The sequence below is a fragment of the Streptomyces sp. NPDC029041 genome (genome assembly GCF_040637515.1).
Lineage (GTDB): Bacteria > Actinomycetota > Actinomycetes > Streptomycetales > Streptomycetaceae > Streptomyces.
In genome coordinates, this window is record NZ_JBEZWO010000003.1 from 82,730 (window position 1) to 101,825 (window position 19,096).

The window sequence follows — 19,096 nt, forward strand, 5'->3', positions numbered from 1 at the left end:
TGTCATGCCGCGAGCGCCTTCAGGAGCCGGTCCACGTCCGCGGGCGTGTTGTAGAGGTGGAACGCGGCCCGCAGGTTCCCCGACCGGTCGGACACCTCGATGCCCCGGCGGCTCAGTTCGCCCTGCCGGTGGCCGAGCCCCGGCACCGACACGATCGCCGAGCCGGGCGAGGCGATCGCCTCGTGGCCCAGCTCCGCGAGCCCCGCACGGAAGCGGTCCGCGAGGCCGACGTCGTGGGCGTGCACCGCGTCGACGCCGATCTCCTCCAGCATTTCCAGGGAGGCGCGCAGTCCCGCGTAGGTGGACAGGGCGGGGCTGACGTCGAACCGCCGTGCGGAGCGGGCGAGCTCCTCGACGGGGCCGTAGCAGCTGTCCCAGGGGCGTTCCCCGGCGACCCAGCCGGCGAGCAGCGGTGTGAGCCCGCCGAAGTCCCGCGGGGCGACGAAGAACGCGGCTCCGTGCGGGCCCATGAGCCACTTGAATCCGACGGCGGCGACGTAGTCGTCGGCGTCGGCCTCCAGCGGCAGCCAGCCGGCCGACTGGGAGGCGTCGACGTAGGTCCGGGCGCCGTGCGCCCGGGCCGCTTCGCGCACCGCGGGAAGGTCGGCGAGACGGCCGTCGGCGGACTGGGCGGCGCTGACCGCGACGAGCGCGGTGCCGGGACGGACGGACTCGGCGAGCCTCTCCAGGGGCACGGCACGCACCTTGAGGTCGCCGCGCACGTGGAACGGGTTCACCAGGGAGGAGAAGTCGGCCTCCGCCGTGAGGACCTCGGCACCGGCGGGCAGCGAGGCGGCGATCAGGCCGCCGTACTCGGCGACCGAGGCACCGGTCGCGACCCGCTCGGCCGGAACCCCGGCCAGCCGGGCGAAGCACGCACGGGCCACCTCCACGTCCTCGTACAGGGGCCCCAGGGGCACGCCCTCGGCACGCATCCGCACCGCCTGCTGCACGGCGCTCACGGTACGGGCGGGCAGGAGCCCGTTGCTCGCGGTGTTGAGGTAGGTGTGCTTCGGGGTGAACTCGGCACGGACGAGGTTCTCGAAGGTCTCCATGGAACCACTCTGCGTCCCCCGGATCTCCCCGTCCATTGCCGATTTCTGCGTGATGTCGCCAAGGAGCGCTTATGGATGTGCTCCGAGCTGGGCGTTTCAGTGCTGGGGCACGGCGCAGCCGTCCGGGCCGCAGGCGTCCGCGTCCTCGCCGCCGTCGACGATCGTCAGGGGAGCGTGCTCGCCGTACGCCTGGGTCAGGGCCCGGGTGAAGACCTCGGCGGGCTGGGCGCCGGAGACGCCGTACTTCCGGTCGAGGACGAAGAACGGCACGCCGTTCGCCCCGAGCTGCGCGGCCTCGCGCTCGTCGGCGCGGACCTGGTCGGCGTACGCGTCCGGGTCGGCGAGCACCGCGCGTACGGTCTGCGCGTCCAGGCCGGCGGCCCCGGCGAGCTCCACGAGCCGCTCGTCGTCGTTGAAGACGGAGCGCTCCTCGGCGAAGTTGGCCCGGTAGAGCAGGTCGAGCAGGTGCTCCTGGCGGCCCTGCTCCTTGGCGAGGTGCAGCAGGCGGTGCATGTCGAAGGTGCTGCCGTGGTCGCGGCCGCGGGTGCGGTAGTCGAGGCCTTCGGCTGCGGCCTGGGCCCCGAGGTTGTCCTCGCCGGCCTCGGCCTGCGCGGCGCTCATCCCGTACTTCTTGGTGAGCATCGTGATCACGGGCTGGATGTCGTCCTTGGCGCGGCCCGGGTCCAGCTCGAAGGAGCGGTGCACCACCTCGACGTCGTCGCGGTGCGGGAAGTCCCGCAGCGCCTTGTCGAAGCGGGCCTTGCCCACGTAGCACCAGGGGCAGGCGATGTCGCTCCAGATCTCGACGCGCATGTCTCGGCTCTCTCCAGGTCGTACGGTACGGAGACTCCCTCCGCCGGATGGATGAACGTTCAAGCAGTGGCGTTCATTCCCCGGAGAGGACGAACCGCATCCGCAGATGGTGATCCCCCGGCCCGGCCGGCTCCGGGGTCCATCCCTGCCGCCGGTAGAACCCCTGCGCCCGCGCGTTGCCGACGTGCACGTCGAGCACGGCCGTACGCCGGCCGTCGGCCTGCCACTCCTGCACGCACGCCGCGTGCAGCGCGCTGCCGACTCCCAGGCGCCAGTGCCCGGGGTCGACATGGAACTGGAAGAGCTTCACCGTCTCCGCCGGGGCGCCCTCGGGGGTGCGGAAGGAGGCCAGGCCGATGAGGCGGCCCGCCTCCGCCACGCACAGCACCCGCCCGTCCGGCCGGGTGAGGGCACCGCGCCAGGCCTCGGTCCAGTCGGTGCCGTCCTGCGGCACCCCGCCGGGGTAGTACGTCGCCCGGGCCCGCGCGTGCAGCGCGACGACGTCCGCCAGTTCGGCGGGCAGGACGGTACGGATCACACGGCCTGGGGTCACTCGGTCCCTGATCATGGAAAGGACGACGTGCCCGTGGCGGGGGCGGTTCCCGGCACGAGCTCAGCTGCCGTCCCGCAGGTCATCGGGCCAGGACGGCCTGAACTCGATGTGGTCGTACGTCACCACGCAGCCCTCCCCCATCGGGGACTGGGCCATGAAACCGACCAGGGCCGCGTCCGTCTCCTTCTCGTCGCCGAGGGTGAACAACCGGATGAAGGTCCAGCGTTCACCGTCGCGCGAGGCGTGGAAGGCGAACGCGCGGCCGGTGCGGCTCACCCGGAGCCAGACGGAACTGCCGTCCACGGTGAAGGAGTTGGCGTCGTCGGAGTGGCCCCGGGTGACCACCGTGCAGACGGTGGGGACGTCCGGGGAGTACTCCAGGCAGAGCTTGGCCCAGGCCCGCTCCCCCACGTGGACGTAGAGCACCCCGGCGTCGAAGGCCGCGCCGAACCCGACGGTGACCTTGGCGATCAGCTGGAAGTCGCCCTCCGGCGCCCCGAGCAGCCGGGGCGCGTCGGAAGCGGGGTCCAGCGCCTCACCGGTGGGCGGCACGAACCGGTCCTGCCGCGCCCCGGCCCACCCGGTGAGCACGCCGTCCTCATGGGACCAGTGGCCATCGGGCCCGTACGTACGCAGGCCGAAGGGGAGTTCGGGAAGTTGGAGATCCATTCAGCCCACTCTTCCAGCTCCGTCCTCAAGGGGCGCGGGGAACTGCGCGATCAACCACAACGGACCGCAAGCCGACAGTCACCGCACCCCTATGGCGATCAGCGCTCCAAACGCCCGTTGAACCGCCGCGGCAGCCCCAGCGGGTTCTCGTCCCGCAGCTCCGCCGGCAGCAGCGCCTCGGGGGCGTTCTGATAGGCGACCGGCCGCATCCACCGCTCGATCGCCGTCCCGCCCACCGACGTGGACGTCGACGTCGTCGCCGGGTACGGCCCACCGTGATGCTGCGCAGGCGCGACGGCGACCCCCGTCGGCCAGCCGTTCACCAGCACGCGCCCGGCCAGCGGCGTCAGCTCCGCGAGGATCTCCGCGCCGCGGCCCTGGCCCGCCGCCTCCTCCTCGGACAGCTGCACCGTCGCCGTGAGGTTGCCGGGCAGCCGCGACAGCACCGCCTTCACCTCGGTGTCGTCCTCGTAGCGGGCCACCACGGTGACCGGCCCGAAGCACTCCTCCAGGAGCAGGTCGTGCTCGCCCTCGGCGGCCAGCCTGCTCGCCGGCACCGTGAGGAAGCCCGCGCTGACGGTGTGCTCGCCGCCCGCGCCCGGGGTGACCGGGGAGTCGACGTCGGGCAGCCCGGCCCGCTCGGCGACGCCGGCGACGAAGTTGTCGCGCATGCGGTGGTCGAGCAGGACCCCGGCGTCGGTGTCGCTGACGGCGTCCGTCAGGGACTTCAGCAGCGCGTCGCCCGCGGCACCGGCCGGTGCGAGGACGAGGCCCGGCTTCACACAGAACTGGCCGACGCCCAGCGTCATGGAACCGGCGAGACCGGCGCCGATCGCCTCGGCCCGCTCGGCGGCGGCGGCCTCGGTGACCACGACCGGGTTCAGGGAGCCCAGCTCACCGTGGAAGGGGATCGGGACCGGGCGGGCCGCCGCCGCGTCGAAGAGCGCCCGGCCACCGCGCACGGAGCCGGTGAAGCCGGCCGCCGCGACCAGCGGGTGCTTGATCAGCTCGACGCCCGCCTCGAAGCCGTGGACCAGGCCCACGACGCCCTCGGGGATGTCGTGCCGGGCGGCGGCGCGGCGCAGCACCTTGGCGACGTACTCGGACAGGGCCGGGTGGTCGGGGTGCGACTTGACGACGACCGGGCAGCCGGCCGCGAGGGCGCTCGCGGTGTCGCCGCCCGCGACCGAGAAGGCGAAGGGGAAGTTGGAAGCCGAGTAGACGGCGACGACGCCCAGCGCCACCTTGTAGCGGCGCAGGTCCGGGATCGGCGGGGTCGCGGTGTCGTCGGGGTGGTTGATGACGACGTCGAGGAAAGCGCCCTCGTCGACGATGTCGGCGAAGGCGCGCAGCTGGTAGCAGGTACGGGCGAGTTCGCCGGTCAGCCGGACCGGGCCGAGCGCGGTCTCGGCGTCGGCGGTCTCGACGAGAGACTCCTCGGCCGCCTTGAGCTCGTCGGCGGCGGTGCGCAGGAAGGCCGCGCGGACCGTGCGGTCGGCCAGGGCGCCGCGGGCCTCGTGTGCGGCCCGGACGGCGGCGTCCACCTCCTGGGCTGTGGCCTCCACCGCAACCTGTTCACGCTGCTTCCCGGTTCGGGGGTCGACACTCCAGACTGGTGCTGCTGCCACCGCGGGTCCCTCCACACATGTAATGCCGCAGTACTGGGTCATCCACCAGGGGCGTTCGATATACTGAACGCTGTCTCCGGTGATGAATATGCTGTGGAGACTATTTCCCGTCCAACGAAGGGGTCAAGGGCGATGTCGGCTGGCGAGTCGGGCGGCGGGGCGCAGGTCAAGTCCGCGGTGCGAACGGTTGAACTGCTCGAATACTTCGCCGGACGCCCCGGCATGCACTCCCTCGCGGCGGTCCAGGAGGCCGTCGGATACCCCAAGTCCAGCCTCTACATGCTGCTGCGCACCCTGGTCGAGCTAGGCTGGGTGGAGACCGACGCGACGGGCACGCGGTACGGCATCGGGGTGCGGGCCCTGCTGGTGGGCACGTCGTACATCGACGGTGACGAGGTCGTCGCCGCGGCCCGCCCGACACTGGACCGGCTCTCGGACGACACGACCGAGACGATCCACCTCGCCCGCCTCGACGGCACGAACGTCGTGTACCTGGCCACCCGCCAGTCGCAGCACTACCTGCGCCCCTTCACCCGGGTCGGCCGCCGGCTGCCCGCGCACTCCACGTCCCTCGGCAAGGCGCTGCTGAGCACGTACTCCGACGAGCAGGTCCGCAAGATGCTCCCGGAGACGCTGCCCGCGCTGACCGAGCACACCATCACCGACCGGGAGAAGCTCATCGGGGAGCTGCGCCAGGTGCGGGAGCAGGGCTTCGCCGTGGACCGCGAGGAGAACACGCTGGGGCTGCGCTGCTTCGGCGTGGCGATCCCGTACCGCACCCCGGCGCGGGACGCGATCAGCTGCTCGGTGCCGGTGGCCCGGCTGACCCCCGCGCACGAGCAGTTGGTGAAGGACGCCCTCTTCGACGCGAGGGACCGGCTGACACTGGCCACCCGTAGGCTCTGAGACATGAACGTCGAGCTGCGCGCGGTCCACGACAGCGATCTGCCGGTCTTCTTCCGGCAGATGAACGACCCCGAGTCCCTGACCATGGCGGCCTTCACCCCGGAGGATCCGACCGACCGGGCCGCCTTCGACACCCGATGGTCCCGGATGCGCTCCTCTCCCGATGTCGTCGTCCGCACGGTCCTGGCCGACGGTGACGTGGTCGGCAGCGCGGGGGTGTACGGGGTGCCGGGTGAGCGCGAGGTGACGTACTGGGTCGACCGCGCCTACTGGGGCAAGGGCATCGCCACCCAGGCGCTGCGGGCGCTGCTCGCCGAGGTGACCGAGCGTCCGCTGTACGCGCGGGCGGCGGCGGACAACACGGGATCGCTGCGCGTGCTGGAGAAGTGCGGGTTCCGGGTGGTGGCGGCGGCCCGGGGGTACGCCCCGGCCCGCGGCGCCGAGATCGACGAGACGGTGCTCATCCTGGAGGGCTGATCGCCTCACGGCCCCTCCCCCGCCCGGCGGAGGCGGATCGTCGCCGGGCAGGAGGTGCCCGCGGCCTCCCCCGCGGGAGCCTGCTCGCATGACGCACTCGCCCGCTCCCCCCGCCCCTCACCCCGTCGGCGGTCCCGGCCGCACCCGGCGGATCCTCCGTACCGTCGCCGTCGTCTCCTGTGTGCCGTACCTCGCTCTCAAGGCCGCCTGGATCGCCGGGAGTCATCTCGGGATTCCCGAAGGGAGCCCGCTGCTCGACGACCGTCTCGCCCTGGCCGTGGTCAACGGCCTGTCGATGCTGCTGGACAGCGCGGTGATCGTGCTGGCGCTGCTGCTGACCCGGCCGTGGGGGCTGCGGGTGCCCGCGTGGCTGCTCGCGTTCCCCGTGTGGGTCGCGACCGGGCTGCTCGCGCCGATCATGACCGGGTTCCCGGCGCAGCTGGTGGTGAAGGCGTTCGGCGCGGGCGGCGCCTCGTCCGCGGGGCGGGAGGCCTTCCTGGACGAGTGGGTGTTCACCGTCGTGTACACGGGGTTCATCGCGCAAGGGCTCGCTCTGGGCGGCCTGTTCGTGCTCTACGCGCAGGGCCGCTGGGGGCACCTGTGGCGCGGGCGGGTGGGAGACCTGCCCGTCGGTGGCGTCGGTCCGGCCCACCGGGCCCTCGCCGTGGCCGCGGCCGTGCTCGCGCTGCCGCCGCTCACGCTGCACGCCCTCTGGGCCGCCGGTGTCTCCGCGGGACTGGGCGAGGGCCACGCGGACCGGGGCGGTGAGTTCCGTGTCCTGGAGGCCCTGTTCGTCCTGTTCCTGCTCGCGGCGGTCAGCGGTTCGGCGCTGCCGGCCTTCCGCCGGGGCCGGGCCCTGCCCGTGTCGGTGCCGCTCGGTCTCGCCTGGGTCGGCTCCGGTGCCGTGGTGTGCTGGGGCGGGTGGCTGTCGCTGGCCTCCGTCGCCGGCACGGCGGACCTCGCCGACCGCCCCACACCGCTGATGCACCTCGCCTACGCTGGCCAGATGCTCGTCGGTCTGCTCGTCGCCGCCATCGGCGTGTACCACTTCGCGGAGCGCTCGGCCGGGGCCGCCCGGCGGACGGCGTGAGCGACGTCGCCCGGCTGCTGTTCGGCCGGCGGGCGCGGCTGCGCTGGATCCATCTGATCCTCGGCGGTGCGCTGGCCATGCCCTACGTCCTGGTCGGCTCGGTGGTTCTCGGCCCGGCCATCGGAGCCGACGACGTCTTCGGCTCCTTACCCCTCCAACTCGGCTCGTTCGGCCTGGGTCTGCCGCTCGCGGCCGTCACCTCGCTGTTCCCGCTGACCCGGCCCCTGGAGTCGGCCGCCGTGCGCTGGCTGTGCGGTGTGGACGCGGACCGGCTCGCCCCCGGGCCCGCGCGCACGCGGGGCGAGAAGGGCCGTACGGCTGCGTGGTTCACCCTGCATCTCGGGTTCGGCGGGATCATCGCGGGGATGTCGCTGGCGCTGCCGCCGTTCGCCGTCACGCTGATCCTGCTGCCGGTCCTCGCGGCGGTGCGCGGCGACCTGCTCGGACTGCCCGGCGTCCTCGACCAGGCCTGGGCCTTGGCGCTGGCTCCCGTCGCGGGCGCGGTGTCGCTCGTCGCCCTCGCCGGCTGCGCGGCCGGCTGCGGAGCGCTGCTGGCCCGCTGGGCGCCCCTGCTGCTCGGCCCCACGCCCCGGGAGCGGCTCGCCGCCGCCGAGGCACGGGCGGCCGACCTCGCCGTGCGCAACCGGCTGGCGCGGGAGCTGCACGACTCCGTCGGCCACGCCCTGAGCGCGGTCACCCTGCAGGCGAGCGCCGCCCGCCGGGTCCTGGACTCCGACCCCGGGTTCGTCCGGGAGGCTCTCGCCGCGATCGAGGACACGACCCGGCGCACGGTGGGTGAACTCGACGCCGTGCTGGGCGTGCTGCGCGAGGGCGACGCCCCCGGCACGGCCGCCGCGCCGACCCTCGCCGCCGACCTCGACGGACTGCTGCGGCGCACCCGGGCGGGCGGACAGCGGGTGAGCGCCGCCCTGGACGCCGACCCGGAGGCGCTGCCCCCGCTGCTGTCCCGTGAGGCCTACCGCATCGTGCAGGAGGGGCTGAGCAACGCCCTCAAGCACGCCGGTGAGCGGGCCGCCGTGGAGGTGCGGATCACGGTGACGGACGGGGACCTGGAGATCACCGTGGAGAATCCGGTGACCGGCCCCGCCCCCTCCCGCACCGGCGGTGGCCACGGGCTGCGGGGCATCGCCGACCGGGCCAGGCTGCTGGGCGGGACCGCGACGGCGGGACCGACCCCGGCACGGACCTGGCGGCTGTACGCACGACTGCCGATGACACGACCGCCGATGAGAGGACCCGCGTGACCCGCCCGGACCCGATCCGTGTCGTCCTCGCCGACGACGAGCGCATGGTGCGCACCGCGCTGCGCGCCATCCTCTCCGCCGAGCCGGACCTGGCGGTGGTGGGCGAGGCCGCCACCGGCGCGGAGGCGGTGTCGGCGGTACGGGAGCTGCGTCCGGACGTCGTCCTCATGGACGTCCGGATGCCGCAGACCGACGGGATCCGCGCCACCGAGCAGATCCTCGCCACCCTGGACGAGCCGCCCCGGATCATCGTGGTGACGACCTTCGAGAACGACTCCTACGTGTACGACGCGCTGCGCGCCGGAGCCGCCGGGTTCCTGCTGAAACGGGCCGACGCCGACGCCCTGGTGCAGGCGGTCCGGCTGCTGGCCCGCAGCGACACCCTGCTGTTCCCCGCGGCCGTGCGCACCCTTGCCACCGAGCACGCCCGCGCACACCCGGCGCCGCCCGCCTGGGTGGCGAAGCTCACGGGACGCGAGGGGGAGGTGCTGCGGCACATGGCGCGGGGCCTGACCAACGCGGAGATCGCCCGCCGGATGGAGGTCGGCCCGGCCACCGTGAAGTCCCACGTAGCGGCGGTCCTGGCCAAGACCGGCAGCCGCGACCGCACGCAGGCGGTGATCGCCGCGTACGAGGCCGGCATTCTGAACGGCGGATGAGAAAACCGGCCCGCCGGATGAGAAAGCAGGACGGACGGGAACGATCCGCCCGGCGTGGCTCGTCCTCCTGTCCGCGATGAACAAGACGATCAGGCGCGCCTCGGTCTTCTCGCTGCTCCTGGTGTTGGCTCTGCTGGTCAGGGCGACCTGGGTGCAGTTCTACGAGGGCCAGGCGCTGGCAGACGACAAGGACAACCGGCGGAACGCGATCGAGACGTACTCGGCGCCGCTCGGGAACATCATCGTGGGCGGCCGGTCGGTCACCGGATCGACGCCGACGAAGACGGGCGACCTGAAGTACAAGCGGACGTACACGGACGGCCCGCTGTACGCGGCGGTGACGGGTTACGCGTCGCAGGCGTACGCCCCGACCCAGCTGGAGGGCATCTACACCGATCTGCTGAACGGCACGGACAGCCGGCTCAAGTCCGTGATGGACACGCTGACCAACCAGCGGGCCGAACCGGGCAACGTGGTCACGACCATCGACCCCGACGTGCAGAAGGCCGCCTACGACGCGCTCGGCGACAAGAAGGGCGGTGCCGTCGCCATCGACCCGAAGACCGGGAAGATCCTCGCGGTCGTGTCGACGCCGTCGTACGACCCCTCCTCGCTGACCGACGCCAACACCGCGGGCGCGGCCTGGGAAAAACTCACCAAGGACCCGGAGAAGCCGCTGGTGAACCGTGCGCTGCGGCAGCCGCTGCCGCCCGGTTCGACGTTCAAGCTGGTGGTGGCGGCGGCCGCGCTGGAGGACGGGCTCTACACATCGGTGGACGAGCGGACGGACAGCCCGGACCCGTACACGCCGCCGGGCACCAACCGGGAGCTGACGAACGAGAACCCGAACGCGCCCTGTACGAACGCGACCATCCGTACGGCGCTGGAGTACTCGTGCAACAACGTCTTCGGCAGGATGGCCGTGAAGCTCGGCCAGGACAAGGTGAAGGCGATGGCCGACAAGTTCGGCTTCGACGACGACAAGCTGGACGTGCCGGTCCGGGCCTACACGAGCGTGTACCCGTCGGACATGTACCCGTCGCAGACGGCCCTGTCGGGCATCGGCCAGTTCGACGTCACGGCCACCCCCCTGCAGATGGCCATGGTGTCGGCGGCGATCGCCAACGGCGGCAAGCTGGTGTCGCCGCACATGGTCTCGCAGATCACCGACAGCGGTGGCGATGTGCTGCAGGACTACGACGACGACGCCGGCACGAAGGAGATCGTCAGCTCCTCGACCGCCCGGCAACTGCAGTCGGCGATGGAGACGGTCGTGAACAAGGGCACGGGCACGAACGCCCGGATCCCGGGCGCGACCGTCGGCGGCAAGACGGGCACGGCCCAGCACGGCGAGAACAACAGCCAGGTGCCGTACGCCTGGTTCACCTCGTACGGCAAGTCCGACTCGTCGGGCAAGGAGGTCGCCGTGGCGGTCGTCGTGGAGCAGTCGGACGCGGCCCGCTCGGAGGTCAGCGGCAACGGCCTGGCGGCGCCCGTCGCCAAGGCGATGATGCAAGCGGCGCTCGAGGACTGAACCCCGGCCGCCGATACGCCGTCTGTACGGATGAGACGGGCCGCCCCCTTCCCCCCGGGGGCGGCCCGTCCTCATGTCAGCGCGGGCCCGGTGTCACTTCGCTCCCAGGAGCTGCTCGATCGGGTCGATGGCGAAGTACACGAGGAACAGCGCCGAGGTCCCCCACAGCAGCCAGTGCACCTCCCTGGCCTTGCCGAGCACGGTCTTGATGACGACGTAGGCGAGGAAACCGGCGCCGATGCCGTTGGTGATGGAGTAGGTGAACGGCATCACCGCGATGGTGAGGAACGCCGGGATGGCGATGTCGTAGCGGTCCCAGTCGATGTGCTTGACCTGGGTCATCATCAGGAAGCCGACGGCGACCAGGGCCGGGGCGGCCGCCTGGAGCGGGACGATGGTGAGCAGCGGGGTCAGGAACAGCGCGAGGCCGAACAGGCCGCCGGTGACGAGGTTGGAGAAGCCGGTGCGCGAGCCCTCGCCGACTCCGGCGGCGGACTCGATGTAGGAGGTCGCCGAGGAGGCGGAGGCAGCGCCGCCCGCGACCGCGGCGGCACCGTCGATGAGCAGCACCCGGCCGAGGTTCGGGACCTTGCCCTCCTCGTCGAGCAGGCCGGCCTCGGCGCTGATGCCGACGACCGTGCCCATGGTGTCGAAGAAGTCGGACAGGATCAGCGTGAAGATCAGCAGGACGACCGTGATGACGCCGACGCCGGGGGCGCTGAAGGCACCGAGCAGGTCGAAGTGGCCGATGAGCCCGAAGTCGGGGGCGTCGACGAGCTTGTCGGGCCAGGCGGGGGTGGTCAGGCCCCAGGACTTGATGCCGGCGAGGGAGTTGATCACCACCGCCAGCGCGGTCATGGTGACGATGCTGATCAGGATGGCGCCCTTGACCTTCCGGGCGAGCAGTCCGATCGTCAGCAGCACCCCGAGGCAGAAGACCAGCATCGGCCAGCCGGCGAGGGTGCCGGTGCCGCCCAGCTGAACGGGCACGGTGGTGTTCGCGGCGTCCGGGATGCGGCTGACGAACCCGGCGTCGACGAAGCCGATGAAGGCGATGAACAGGCCGATGCCGACGCTGATCGCCTGCTTCAGCGGCTGGGGTATCGCGTGCATGACGGCCTCGCGCAGTCCGGTCACCACCAGCACGCAGATCAGCAGGCCTTCGAGGACGATCAGTCCCATCGCGTCGTCCCAGCTCATCAGCGGGGCGATCTGGAAGGCGACCACGGCGTTCAGACCGAGTCCGGCGGCGAGTGCGAGGGGCAGGTTGCCGCCCACGCCCATGACGATCGTCATGACCGCGGCCACCAGGGCTGTGGCGGTGGTGAGTTGGACGGTGTCCAGCTGGTGCCCGAACTTGTCCTTCGCGCTGCCCAGGATGATGGGATTCAGGACGAGGATGTAGGCCATCGTGAAGAAGGTGGCGAAGCCGCCGCGGACCTCCCGGCCGAAGGTGGAGCCTCGCTCGGAGATCCGGAAGAACCGGTCGACGCCGTTCGACGGCGGTGCCGCGACGGGTGGCCGCTCGGTGACCTGCTGGGGTTCGGACATGGCGCGTGCTCCTCGGTGCCTGGGTGATCGGTGTGCGGATGCTGGCCGGATTGTGCCCGGGTCGAACCCCGTTCAGGTTTTCGCCGTGTTACGGAATCAGAGTCCGGCCCGCCATACGCCGTTCGAAGCCCCGTACGAACTGTTCGACGATCGCTGCTACGCTTCCCGGTCTCGTCCGGGGCCTTCCCCGGATGATCACATGTCATCTACATGGGACCCACAGGGCGCCCCGTCCGGGAGCGCCCGTAGCCGCTGGGAGGAGAGGTCGCCCGTGGGCACGGTCGTCGACGACGCCGCCTCCGTGGAGTTCCACGCCTTCTTCGAGCGTCACTACGCCGAACTGTCCCGCCTCGCCCACCTGCTGACCGGCGAGTCGGACACCGCGGACGACCTGGCGGCGGACGCGTTGCTGGCGATGTGGCACCGCTGGGACCGGGTGCGCGCGGCCGACCATCCGGTGGCGTACGCGCGCGGTGTGGTCGCCAACCTGGCCCGTACCCGCATCCGCAGCGCGGTGCGCGAGCGGCGGCGCATCGCCCTGTTCTGGTCGCAGCGCGAGGAGAACACCGAGAACCCGGACGTCGCGGGCGTGGTCGATGTGCAGGAGGCGTTGCGCAGGCTGCCGTTCCGCAAGCGGGCCTGCGTGGTGCTGCGACACGCGTTCGACCTGTCGGAGAAGGACACCGCGCAGGCGCTCGGTGTCTCGGTGGGTACGGTGAAGAGCCAGACCTCGAAGGGCATGGCCGAACTCCAGCGGCTGCTGGGGGCACAGGGCGTACCGCAGCGGATGCACGCGACGCTGGGCGCCCCCCGCTGCTCGCCGGCCGTGGAGGGCGTGCGCACCGGCGAGAGCGGAGGGAGGGACCGATGAGCATGCGGCGGGACGTGCACGAGGAGGTGCGCGCCCGGTTGCACGAGGCGGCCGGGGCGCACGAGCCCGACCGGGAGCGCATGCTGGCCCGGATCGAGCGCGGTATGGCCGGTCCGGCCGGTTCGGGCCATCGGGCGACGCGTCCGCCGGTCGTCGGCTGGATGCGGGTGGCGGGGGCGACCGCCGCGGTCGCCGGTGTCCTGGCGGTGGGCGGTTATGCGGTGGCGTCCGCGGTGCAGGAGGAGACCGCCCCGCGCCAGCGAGACGTGGCGACGTCCGCGACCCCGGAGCACACGCCGTCCCCGGAGGCGACGAGCCGGGCCCCCGAACCCCCGGCGCCGGTGAAACCGGCACCGAGCCGGCCGTCCGAGCGCCGTGAGTCCGGGCCCCCGCCGTCGGGAACACCGAGCGCTCCGGCCGGCGAGCGGCCGCGCACCGCAGCCGAGGACGGCCCGTTGTGGTCGGACGGCTCGGTCGACCCGCACAGCAACGACTTCTGGGCGCAGAGCGACATCACGCTCAGGACCCGCGAGCAACTGACCGCGCTGACCGTGCGGTTGGAGGTCGCCCAGACCGGCGGGGTCTCCGATGCGGGTGCCTGGCGCTCCCTGCCCGAGGGCGACTTCACCCTCGCGGTCGCCGAGCGGGACGGCTTCCTCGTCTACACCTGGACCCTCAAGGAGGGCCGCACGGTCCCGGTGGGCGAGTGGGTGTTCGCCGGTCAGTTCGGCCACGCCCGCGGCGGCCGCGACGCGGGCGCGGACCGCTACGCGGTGACGGCCACGGCCGGTTCGCGGCAGCTGTCGGTGGGCGGTGGTTTCACCGCCGAGGACGGGCGGTGACGGCGCCTGGTGAAAATTTCACCGAAGAGGCGGCAACCCTTTCCTCACCGGTGGCGACCACCAGGCGCAAGGCCACCCCCCACCTGAGGAATCGGTACATGAGTGCACCAGGAGAACAGCGCGTCCGCCACCGCCGCCGCGTCACCCAGCGGCGGACGGTGATCGCCGCGGTGTCGGCCTTCGGCATCACGGGCGCGGCGATCATCACCACGTCGATGCTGTCGACGGCGGGCGCGGCGTCCTCCTGGCCCTCGGACAAGGGAAAGACCCCCGTGCCCGAGACCATCCCGGTCTCCGGCGTGCGCGACGGCGGGATGAAGATGTTCTACGGCACCGGCGCACTCGGCCGGGACGACCAGGACGAGGACCAGGACCCGCTCTTCGAGCTGGCCGACGGGGCCGTCCTCAAGAACGTCGTCATCGGCACCCCGGCGGCGGACGGTGTGCACTGCAAGGGCAGTTGCACCCTGCAGAACGTGTGGTGGACGGACGTCGGCGAGGACGCGGCCAGCTTCAAGGGCAAGTCCTCCTCCGCGGTGTACAGGGTGATCGGCGGCGGCGCGAAGAACGCAGACGACAAGGTGCTGCAGTTCAACGGCGCCGGCACGCTGAACGTGTCGGGCTTCCAGGTGCGACACGCCGGCAAGCTGGTCCGCTCCTGCGGCAACTGCAAGACGCAGTACAAGCGCACGATCGTGCTCAGTGACATCGACGTGACCGCGCCGATGAACTCCATCGCCGGGGTGAACGCCAACTACGGCGACACGGCGACGCTGTCGAAGGCCGCATCCACGGTGACGGCAAGAAGAAGATCAAGACGTGTGTGCGCTTCGAGGGCAACAACACCGGCAAGGAGCCCAAGGAGCTGACACCGCCCGGCCCGGACGGCAGGAGCTGCACGTTCAAGGCCTCCGACATCAGCTACCGGTAGCCCCTCCGCCCCAGTGACTCCGGTCGGCCCTCGTCCCCCCTTGGGCCGGCCGGGACGCCGGGTGTCCGGCCCCCCAGCCGGACGTCCCGGCACCTCGGCCCTCCGGAGCCCCCCTCCGGACGGCCGTACGGTACCGGCCGAGCCCCCCTCGGCCGGTCGGCAGGACGCCCCCGTCGCTTCGCACCGACGGGGGCGTCACTGTACCGGCGACGACGCGAGGGCGCCCGGCCCGTCGTCGAGCCGATGCCGGGGGAGCCGGTCGTCAGGAACGCCGTAGCGGGCAGGGAGCCGTCCGCCCGCCGGGGCTCCGGCATGGCGAAAGTTTCGGAAACGCCTGCCTCACGCACACCCGTTGACGCCCTGCGTCCCTCCGGTGAAACTCCGAGGGCTGTTATCCAACAGAACCCCCCACACTCCGACAGGAAGTGTCATGCGCCCCCGCATCGCCCGCACGCTCCTGCTCCCCGTCCTGGCCCTGACCGGTCTTCTCCTGCCCCTCCTCGCGGCGCCGCCCAGCACCGCAGACCCCGGAGCCCCGCCTGTGAAGCACAGCCCGTACGCCGGCTACCTCTTCGCCTACTTCACCGGTGAGGGCACCGCCGACGGCGAACAGATCCGCTACGCCCTCAGCCGCGGCAACGACCCGCTGCACTGGCGTGAGCTGAACGCCGGGAAGCCCGTGCTGACGTCCACGACCGGCGAGAAGGGCCTGCGCGACCCGTTCGTCATCCGCTCCCCCGAGGGCGACAGGTTCTATCTGATCGCCACCGACCTGCGGATGTACCAGAACTCCAGCGGCAGCTGGGACGACGTCCAGCGGCACGGCAGCAAGTCGATCATGGTCTGGGAGTCCACGGACCTCGTCCACTGGACCGACCAGCGCCTGGTGAAGGTCTCCCCGGACAGCGCGGGCAACACCTGGGCCCCGGAGGCCTACTGGGACGACGAGCTCGGTGCGTACGTCGTCTTCTGGGCGTCGAAGCTGTACGCCGACGACGACCCCGGCCACCAGGGCGACACGTACAACAAGATGCTGTACGCGACGACGAAGGACTTCCGCACCTTCAGCGAGCCGAAGGTCTGGAACGACCCGGGCTACTCGGTGATCGACTCCACCGTCGTGAAGTACGGGGACGAGTACTACCGCTACACCAAGGACGAGCGGGACCCCGGCTCCTCCAGCCCCTGCTCGAAGTTCATCACCGGTGAGAAGTCGGCCTCCCTGACCTCGACGACGTACGACTTCGTGGCCGACTGCATCGGCAAGGGCGCGATGGACCGCGGTGAGGGTCCGACGGTGTTCAAGTCGAATACCGAGAAGAAGTGGTACCTGTTCATCGACGAGTACGGCGGCCGCGGTTACGTGCCCTTCGAGACCACCGACCTCGCCTCGGGCAAGTGGACCCCCTCGACGGACTACCAGCTCCCGGCGAGCCCCCGGCACGGCACGGTGCTCCCGGTGACCCAGCAGGAGTACGACCGTCTGCTGGCCGCCTACCCGTCCACCCCCACCTCGGTCGTGGACGCGACGGCCAAGCACCAGAAGGGCTACGCGATCGTCACGGACAGCGCCTCGAAGGTCGTCCTGCCCATGCGGCCGGACGCCGATCTGCGGGGCCTCGCCCCGAAGCTGTGGGTCGGTGAGGGCGCGAGGCTCAGCCCGAGGTCCGGCACCCGGCGCGACTTCCGCACGCCGCAGACGTACACGGTGACGGCCGCCGACGGCACCAGGCGCACCTGGACGGTCGAGGCGGTGCCCACCCGCAGCCCCCTGCTGCCCGGCCTGAACGCCGACCCCGACGTCCACCACCTGAACGGCCGGTACTGGATCTACCCGACGACGGACGGCTTCCCGGGCTGGAGCGGCACCAAGTTCAAGGCGTACTCGTCGAAGGACCTGGTGAACTGGAAGGACCACGGCGTCATCCTCGACCTCGGTCCCGACGTGAGGTGGGCCGACAAGAACGCCTGGGCGCCCGCGATCGCCGAGCGCGACGGCAAGTACTACTTCTACTTCTGCGCCGAGCAGCAGATCGGCGTCGCGGTGGCGGACTCCCCCGCGGGCCCCTTCAAGGACGCGCTCGGCAAGCCCCTGGTCCCCAAGGGCGGTTCGCTCAAGGGCCAGATGATCGACCCGGCGGTCTTCACGGACGACGACGGCCAGGCCTACCTGTACTGGGGCAACGGCCATGGGTACGTCGTGCCGCTGAACGACGACATGGTCTCCTTCGACGCTTCGAAGGTGAAGGACATCACCCCGGACGACTTCCGCGAGGGCTCCTTCGTGATCAAGCGCAAGGGCACGTACTACTTCATGTGGTCGGAGGACGACACCCGCAGCGAGAACTACCACGTGGCGTACGCGACGGGACCGTCCCCGCTCGGCCCGTGGACCAAGCGCGGGACGATCCTTCAGAAGCGGCCCGAGTACGGCATCCTCGGCACCGGTCACCACTCGGTGGTGAACACCCCCGGCACCGACGACTGGTACATGGTCTACCACCGCTTCGCCCTCAACGGCCCCGGCCTGCCCGGCGGCGACGGCATGCACCGCGAGACGACCGTCGACCGCATGGAGTTCGCGGCCGACGGCGGCATCAAGCCCGTGGTACCGACCCTGGAGGGGGTCGAGCCGGTACGGCGGTGAGTCCCACGGGACGTCGTCGAGCGGACTGACGACCTCGTCCTGCACAGCGCCGGTGAAGACGTGGCCGAGCTCCGGTCACGTCTTCATCCGTATCCGCCCCCGGAGTGGCGAGCCCGGCGTGTGGGATTCGGACCGAGCCGAGGTCCCCTTTCCGACGTCTTGTGCCAGATATGTAGCGGAGCCGCGGGCCGGAGCTGTCACGATCACCCGCCGAATGGCGCGGAATCACTCACCGGCTCCTCTTGCAGGCGTCTCTGTTGCGCCCCTGGGCAGGTCGAGGGCGGGGCGGGTCAGCAGAGGCGGCCGGCGCCCGCCCGGGCATCGACGAGGCCCGGGACGGCCTTCGCCGGGTCGACGTGCGCGCGCAGCGACGGCGTCCAGCCGGCGCCCGACTGGAGCGTCTCCCCCGGGATCTCCGCGTTGTGCACGGCGATCAGATCGGTCGCCTTGCCGTTGACGATGTTGGAACCCGCGGTGACCGGCGCCTCGTTCCACTTCTTGAGGATCTTCGCCGGGCTGATGCCCTGCGCCAGCGTGAACGCGTTGTGCTCGGCGACGAGCCGGGACTCCTTGCCGATGCCGTAGACGTAGCCCCACTTCTGGCCCTTGGTGACGACGAAGTGGTTGTTGTACGAGTCGACCTGCCCGAACCGCACCCGGGGCGCCCGCTCGACGATGCCCTCGAAACGGTTGTGGTGCAGCGTGACCTTGAGCTTGCCCGTGTCGTCGGCGGTGGCGCTGTCGCTGTTGCCGATCAGCATGGTCTTGTCGTGGTCCTTGAAGGAATTCCAGGACACCGTCACGTGGTTGGAGCCGCGCACGACGTCGAGCAGCCCGTCGTGCTGCTGGTAGGTCTTGCCGAAGTAGGACGGCAGTGAGCTGTCGGGGTAGCGGCCGTCGGTGAGGGTGTTGTGGTCGACCCACACGTGGGTGGAGCCGTGGACCACGATCCCGTCGTACTCGCTGTTCCAGGCGCCGGTCTTGTTGTCGTCGGCCGGGTCCCACTGCGGGAAGCAGTCGATCGGGGCCTCGAAGGCGAGGTTGCGGACGATGACGTTGTCGACGCCCTTGATCTGCAGGCTGCCGCCGCGGATCCCGGAGCCCTTGCCCACGCCGATGATGGTGGTGTCGGCGGGCACGTTCGCCTTGATGGTCCTGTCCTGCGCGGCGGCGGACGCGGCCCGCAGGTCCTCCTGCTCCCCGCTGACCGGCTTGTCGTGGCCCCAGACGGCGGGGTCGTAGGCGGCGAGGTACTTCCGGAAGTCGTACCCCTCGGCCGCGAACGCGTCGCAGCCCTGGGAGACGGCGTCGATGACGCCCTTCACCTTGATGATCCTGGGCGCGGTCCCGCCGTCCTTCAGGGCGGCCCGGAACTGCTCCCAGGTGGTGACCGTGTAGACGTGCCGCGCGTCGGCCTTCGATCCGCCGGTGGTGCCGGTGCCGTGGGAGCCCCATCCGTCGCCGGCCCCGAGGGCCTGACGAGCCAGGTCCCGGGGCTGGGCCTGCGCGCCGGGACCGCTCAGGGACAGCACGAGCGCGGTGCAGCCGATGAGCAGGACCGCTCTCTCCAAGGCATGGCCATGACACTTACGAACGTTCATGTGC

At 71.5% G+C, this 19,096-nt stretch carries 16 protein-coding genes and 1 pseudogene; 10 read left to right on the forward strand and 7 right to left on the reverse strand.

What is annotated here, in order from left to right; translation table 11 throughout:
* Positions 1-2: 2 nt before the first annotated feature.
* The 5 genes from AB0F04_RS07630 to AB0F04_RS07650 all read right to left on the reverse strand — a co-directional run bounded on the left by AB0F04_RS07630 (position 3) and on the right by AB0F04_RS07650 (position 4,718).
* Positions 3-1,055, reverse strand: a complete 1,053-nt coding sequence (locus AB0F04_RS07630; RefSeq protein WP_362038857.1) for an aminotransferase class V-fold PLP-dependent enzyme — start codon at positions 1,053-1,055, stop codon at positions 3-5.
* A 96-nt stretch (positions 1,056-1,151) separates the two neighbouring features.
* The gene (locus AB0F04_RS07635) at positions 1,152-1,868 is read right to left on the reverse strand and encodes a DsbA family oxidoreductase (RefSeq protein ID WP_362038859.1); all 717 of its coding nucleotides are present in this window, start codon (positions 1,866-1,868) and stop codon (positions 1,152-1,154) included.
* Positions 1,869-1,941: 73 nt separating this feature from the next.
* The gene (locus AB0F04_RS07640) at positions 1,942-2,436 is read right to left on the reverse strand and encodes a GNAT family N-acetyltransferase (RefSeq protein ID WP_362038860.1); all 495 of its coding nucleotides are present in this window, start codon (positions 2,434-2,436) and stop codon (positions 1,942-1,944) included.
* 45 nt (positions 2,437-2,481) lie between these two features.
* The gene (locus AB0F04_RS07645) at positions 2,482-3,090 is read right to left on the reverse strand and encodes a DUF1349 domain-containing protein (RefSeq protein WP_362038862.1); all 609 of its coding nucleotides are present in this window, start codon (positions 3,088-3,090) and stop codon (positions 2,482-2,484) included.
* A gap of 98 nt (positions 3,091-3,188) precedes the next feature.
* On the reverse strand, positions 3,189-4,718 hold the full coding sequence (locus tag AB0F04_RS07650; protein ID WP_362038864.1) for an aldehyde dehydrogenase (NADP(+)): 1,530 nt from the start codon (positions 4,716-4,718) through the stop codon (positions 3,189-3,191).
* A gap of 132 nt (positions 4,719-4,850) precedes the next feature.
* On the opposite strand from AB0F04_RS07650, the gene AB0F04_RS07655 reads away from it, so the two are divergent.
* The 6 genes from AB0F04_RS07655 (at position 4,851) to AB0F04_RS07680 (ending at position 10,649) form a co-directional block, all read left to right on the forward strand.
* The gene (locus AB0F04_RS07655; protein ID WP_362038867.1) at positions 4,851-5,624 is read left to right on the forward strand and encodes an IclR family transcriptional regulator; all 774 of its coding nucleotides are present in this window, start codon (positions 4,851-4,853) and stop codon (positions 5,622-5,624) included.
* A 3-nt stretch (positions 5,625-5,627) separates the two neighbouring features.
* The gene (locus tag AB0F04_RS07660; protein WP_362038869.1) at positions 5,628-6,101 is read left to right on the forward strand and encodes a GNAT family N-acetyltransferase; all 474 of its coding nucleotides are present in this window, start codon (positions 5,628-5,630) and stop codon (positions 6,099-6,101) included.
* Between the two features lie 88 nt (positions 6,102-6,189).
* A complete protein-coding gene (locus AB0F04_RS07665; RefSeq protein WP_362038871.1) occupies positions 6,190-7,191 on the forward strand; it encodes a hypothetical protein in 1,002 nt (333 codons plus the stop codon).
* Positions 7,188-8,456 (forward strand): histidine kinase, encoded by a 1,269-nt coding sequence (locus AB0F04_RS07670; protein ID WP_362038873.1) that lies wholly within the window; start codon positions 7,188-7,190, stop codon positions 8,454-8,456. Before AB0F04_RS07665 ends, AB0F04_RS07670 begins: the two co-directional genes overlap by 4 nt.
* On the forward strand, positions 8,453-9,115 hold the full coding sequence (locus AB0F04_RS07675) for a response regulator transcription factor (protein ID WP_362038874.1): 663 nt from the start codon (positions 8,453-8,455) through the stop codon (positions 9,113-9,115). Before AB0F04_RS07670 ends, AB0F04_RS07675 begins: the two co-directional genes overlap by 4 nt.
* Positions 9,116-9,191: 76 nt before the next feature.
* On the forward strand, positions 9,192-10,649 hold the full coding sequence (locus AB0F04_RS07680; protein ID WP_362038876.1) for a penicillin-binding transpeptidase domain-containing protein: 1,458 nt from the start codon (positions 9,192-9,194) through the stop codon (positions 10,647-10,649).
* 93 nt (positions 10,650-10,742) lie between these two features.
* On the opposite strand, the gene AB0F04_RS07685 is transcribed toward AB0F04_RS07680, so the two are convergent.
* Entirely contained in the window at positions 10,743-12,200 is a 1,458-nt protein-coding gene (locus tag AB0F04_RS07685; protein WP_362038878.1) for an NCS2 family permease, read from the reverse strand.
* Positions 12,201-12,471: 271 nt separating this feature from the next.
* Between AB0F04_RS07685 and AB0F04_RS07690 the strand changes: the two genes are divergently transcribed.
* The 4 genes and pseudogenes from AB0F04_RS07690 (at position 12,472) to AB0F04_RS07705 (ending at position 17,491) form a co-directional block, all read left to right on the forward strand.
* On the forward strand, positions 12,472-13,071 hold the full coding sequence (locus tag AB0F04_RS07690; protein WP_362038880.1) for a SigE family RNA polymerase sigma factor: 600 nt from the start codon (positions 12,472-12,474) through the stop codon (positions 13,069-13,071).
* The gene (locus AB0F04_RS07695) at positions 13,068-13,913 is read left to right on the forward strand and encodes a hypothetical protein (protein ID WP_362038882.1); all 846 of its coding nucleotides are present in this window, start codon (positions 13,068-13,070) and stop codon (positions 13,911-13,913) included. Before AB0F04_RS07690 ends, AB0F04_RS07695 begins: the two co-directional genes overlap by 4 nt.
* Positions 13,914-14,011: 98 nt before the next feature.
* A pseudogene (locus tag AB0F04_RS07700) lies at positions 14,012-14,844 on the forward strand (pectate lyase).
* A 430-nt stretch (positions 14,845-15,274) separates the two neighbouring features.
* Positions 15,275-17,491 (forward strand): family 43 glycosylhydrolase, encoded by a 2,217-nt coding sequence (locus AB0F04_RS07705; RefSeq protein ID WP_362038884.1) that lies wholly within the window; start codon positions 15,275-15,277, stop codon positions 17,489-17,491.
* Positions 17,492-17,781: 290 nt separating this feature from the next.
* On the opposite strand, the gene AB0F04_RS07710 is transcribed toward AB0F04_RS07705, so the two are convergent.
* Positions 17,782-19,092 (reverse strand): pectate lyase, encoded by a 1,311-nt coding sequence (locus AB0F04_RS07710; RefSeq protein ID WP_362038886.1) that lies wholly within the window; start codon positions 19,090-19,092, stop codon positions 17,782-17,784.
* Between the last annotated feature and the right edge of the window lie 4 nt (positions 19,093-19,096).

Bases quoted from the DNA above. Each gene is read 5' to 3' on its own strand.
- AB0F04_RS07630 (WP_362038857.1), bottom strand. From the start codon at position 1,055: ATGGAGACCTTCGAGAACCTCGTCCGTGCCGAGTTCACCCCGAAGCAC.
- AB0F04_RS07635 (WP_362038859.1), bottom strand. From the start codon at position 1,868: ATGCGCGTCGAGATCTGGAGCGACATCGCCTGCCCCTGGTGCTACGTG.
- AB0F04_RS07640 (WP_362038860.1), bottom strand. From the start codon at position 2,436: ATGATCAGGGACCGAGTGACCCCAGGCCGTGTGATCCGTACCGTCCTG.
- AB0F04_RS07645 (WP_362038862.1), bottom strand. From the start codon at position 3,090: ATGGATCTCCAACTTCCCGAACTCCCCTTCGGCCTGCGTACGTACGGG.
- AB0F04_RS07655 (WP_362038867.1), top strand. From the start codon at position 4,851: ATGTCGGCTGGCGAGTCGGGCGGCGGGGCGCAGGTCAAGTCCGCGGTG.
- AB0F04_RS07660 (WP_362038869.1), top strand. From the start codon at position 5,628: ATGAACGTCGAGCTGCGCGCGGTCCACGACAGCGATCTGCCGGTCTTC.
- AB0F04_RS07665 (WP_362038871.1), top strand. From the start codon at position 6,190: ATGACGCACTCGCCCGCTCCCCCCGCCCCTCACCCCGTCGGCGGTCCC.
- AB0F04_RS07680 (WP_362038876.1), top strand. From the start codon at position 9,192: ATGAACAAGACGATCAGGCGCGCCTCGGTCTTCTCGCTGCTCCTGGTG.
- AB0F04_RS07685 (WP_362038878.1), bottom strand. From the start codon at position 12,200: ATGTCCGAACCCCAGCAGGTCACCGAGCGGCCACCCGTCGCGGCACCG.
- AB0F04_RS07695 (WP_362038882.1), top strand. From the start codon at position 13,068: ATGAGCATGCGGCGGGACGTGCACGAGGAGGTGCGCGCCCGGTTGCAC.
- AB0F04_RS07705 (WP_362038884.1), top strand. From the start codon at position 15,275: ATGCGCCCCCGCATCGCCCGCACGCTCCTGCTCCCCGTCCTGGCCCTG.
- AB0F04_RS07710 (WP_362038886.1), bottom strand. From the start codon at position 19,092: ATGAACGTTCGTAAGTGTCATGGCCATGCCTTGGAGAGAGCGGTCCTG.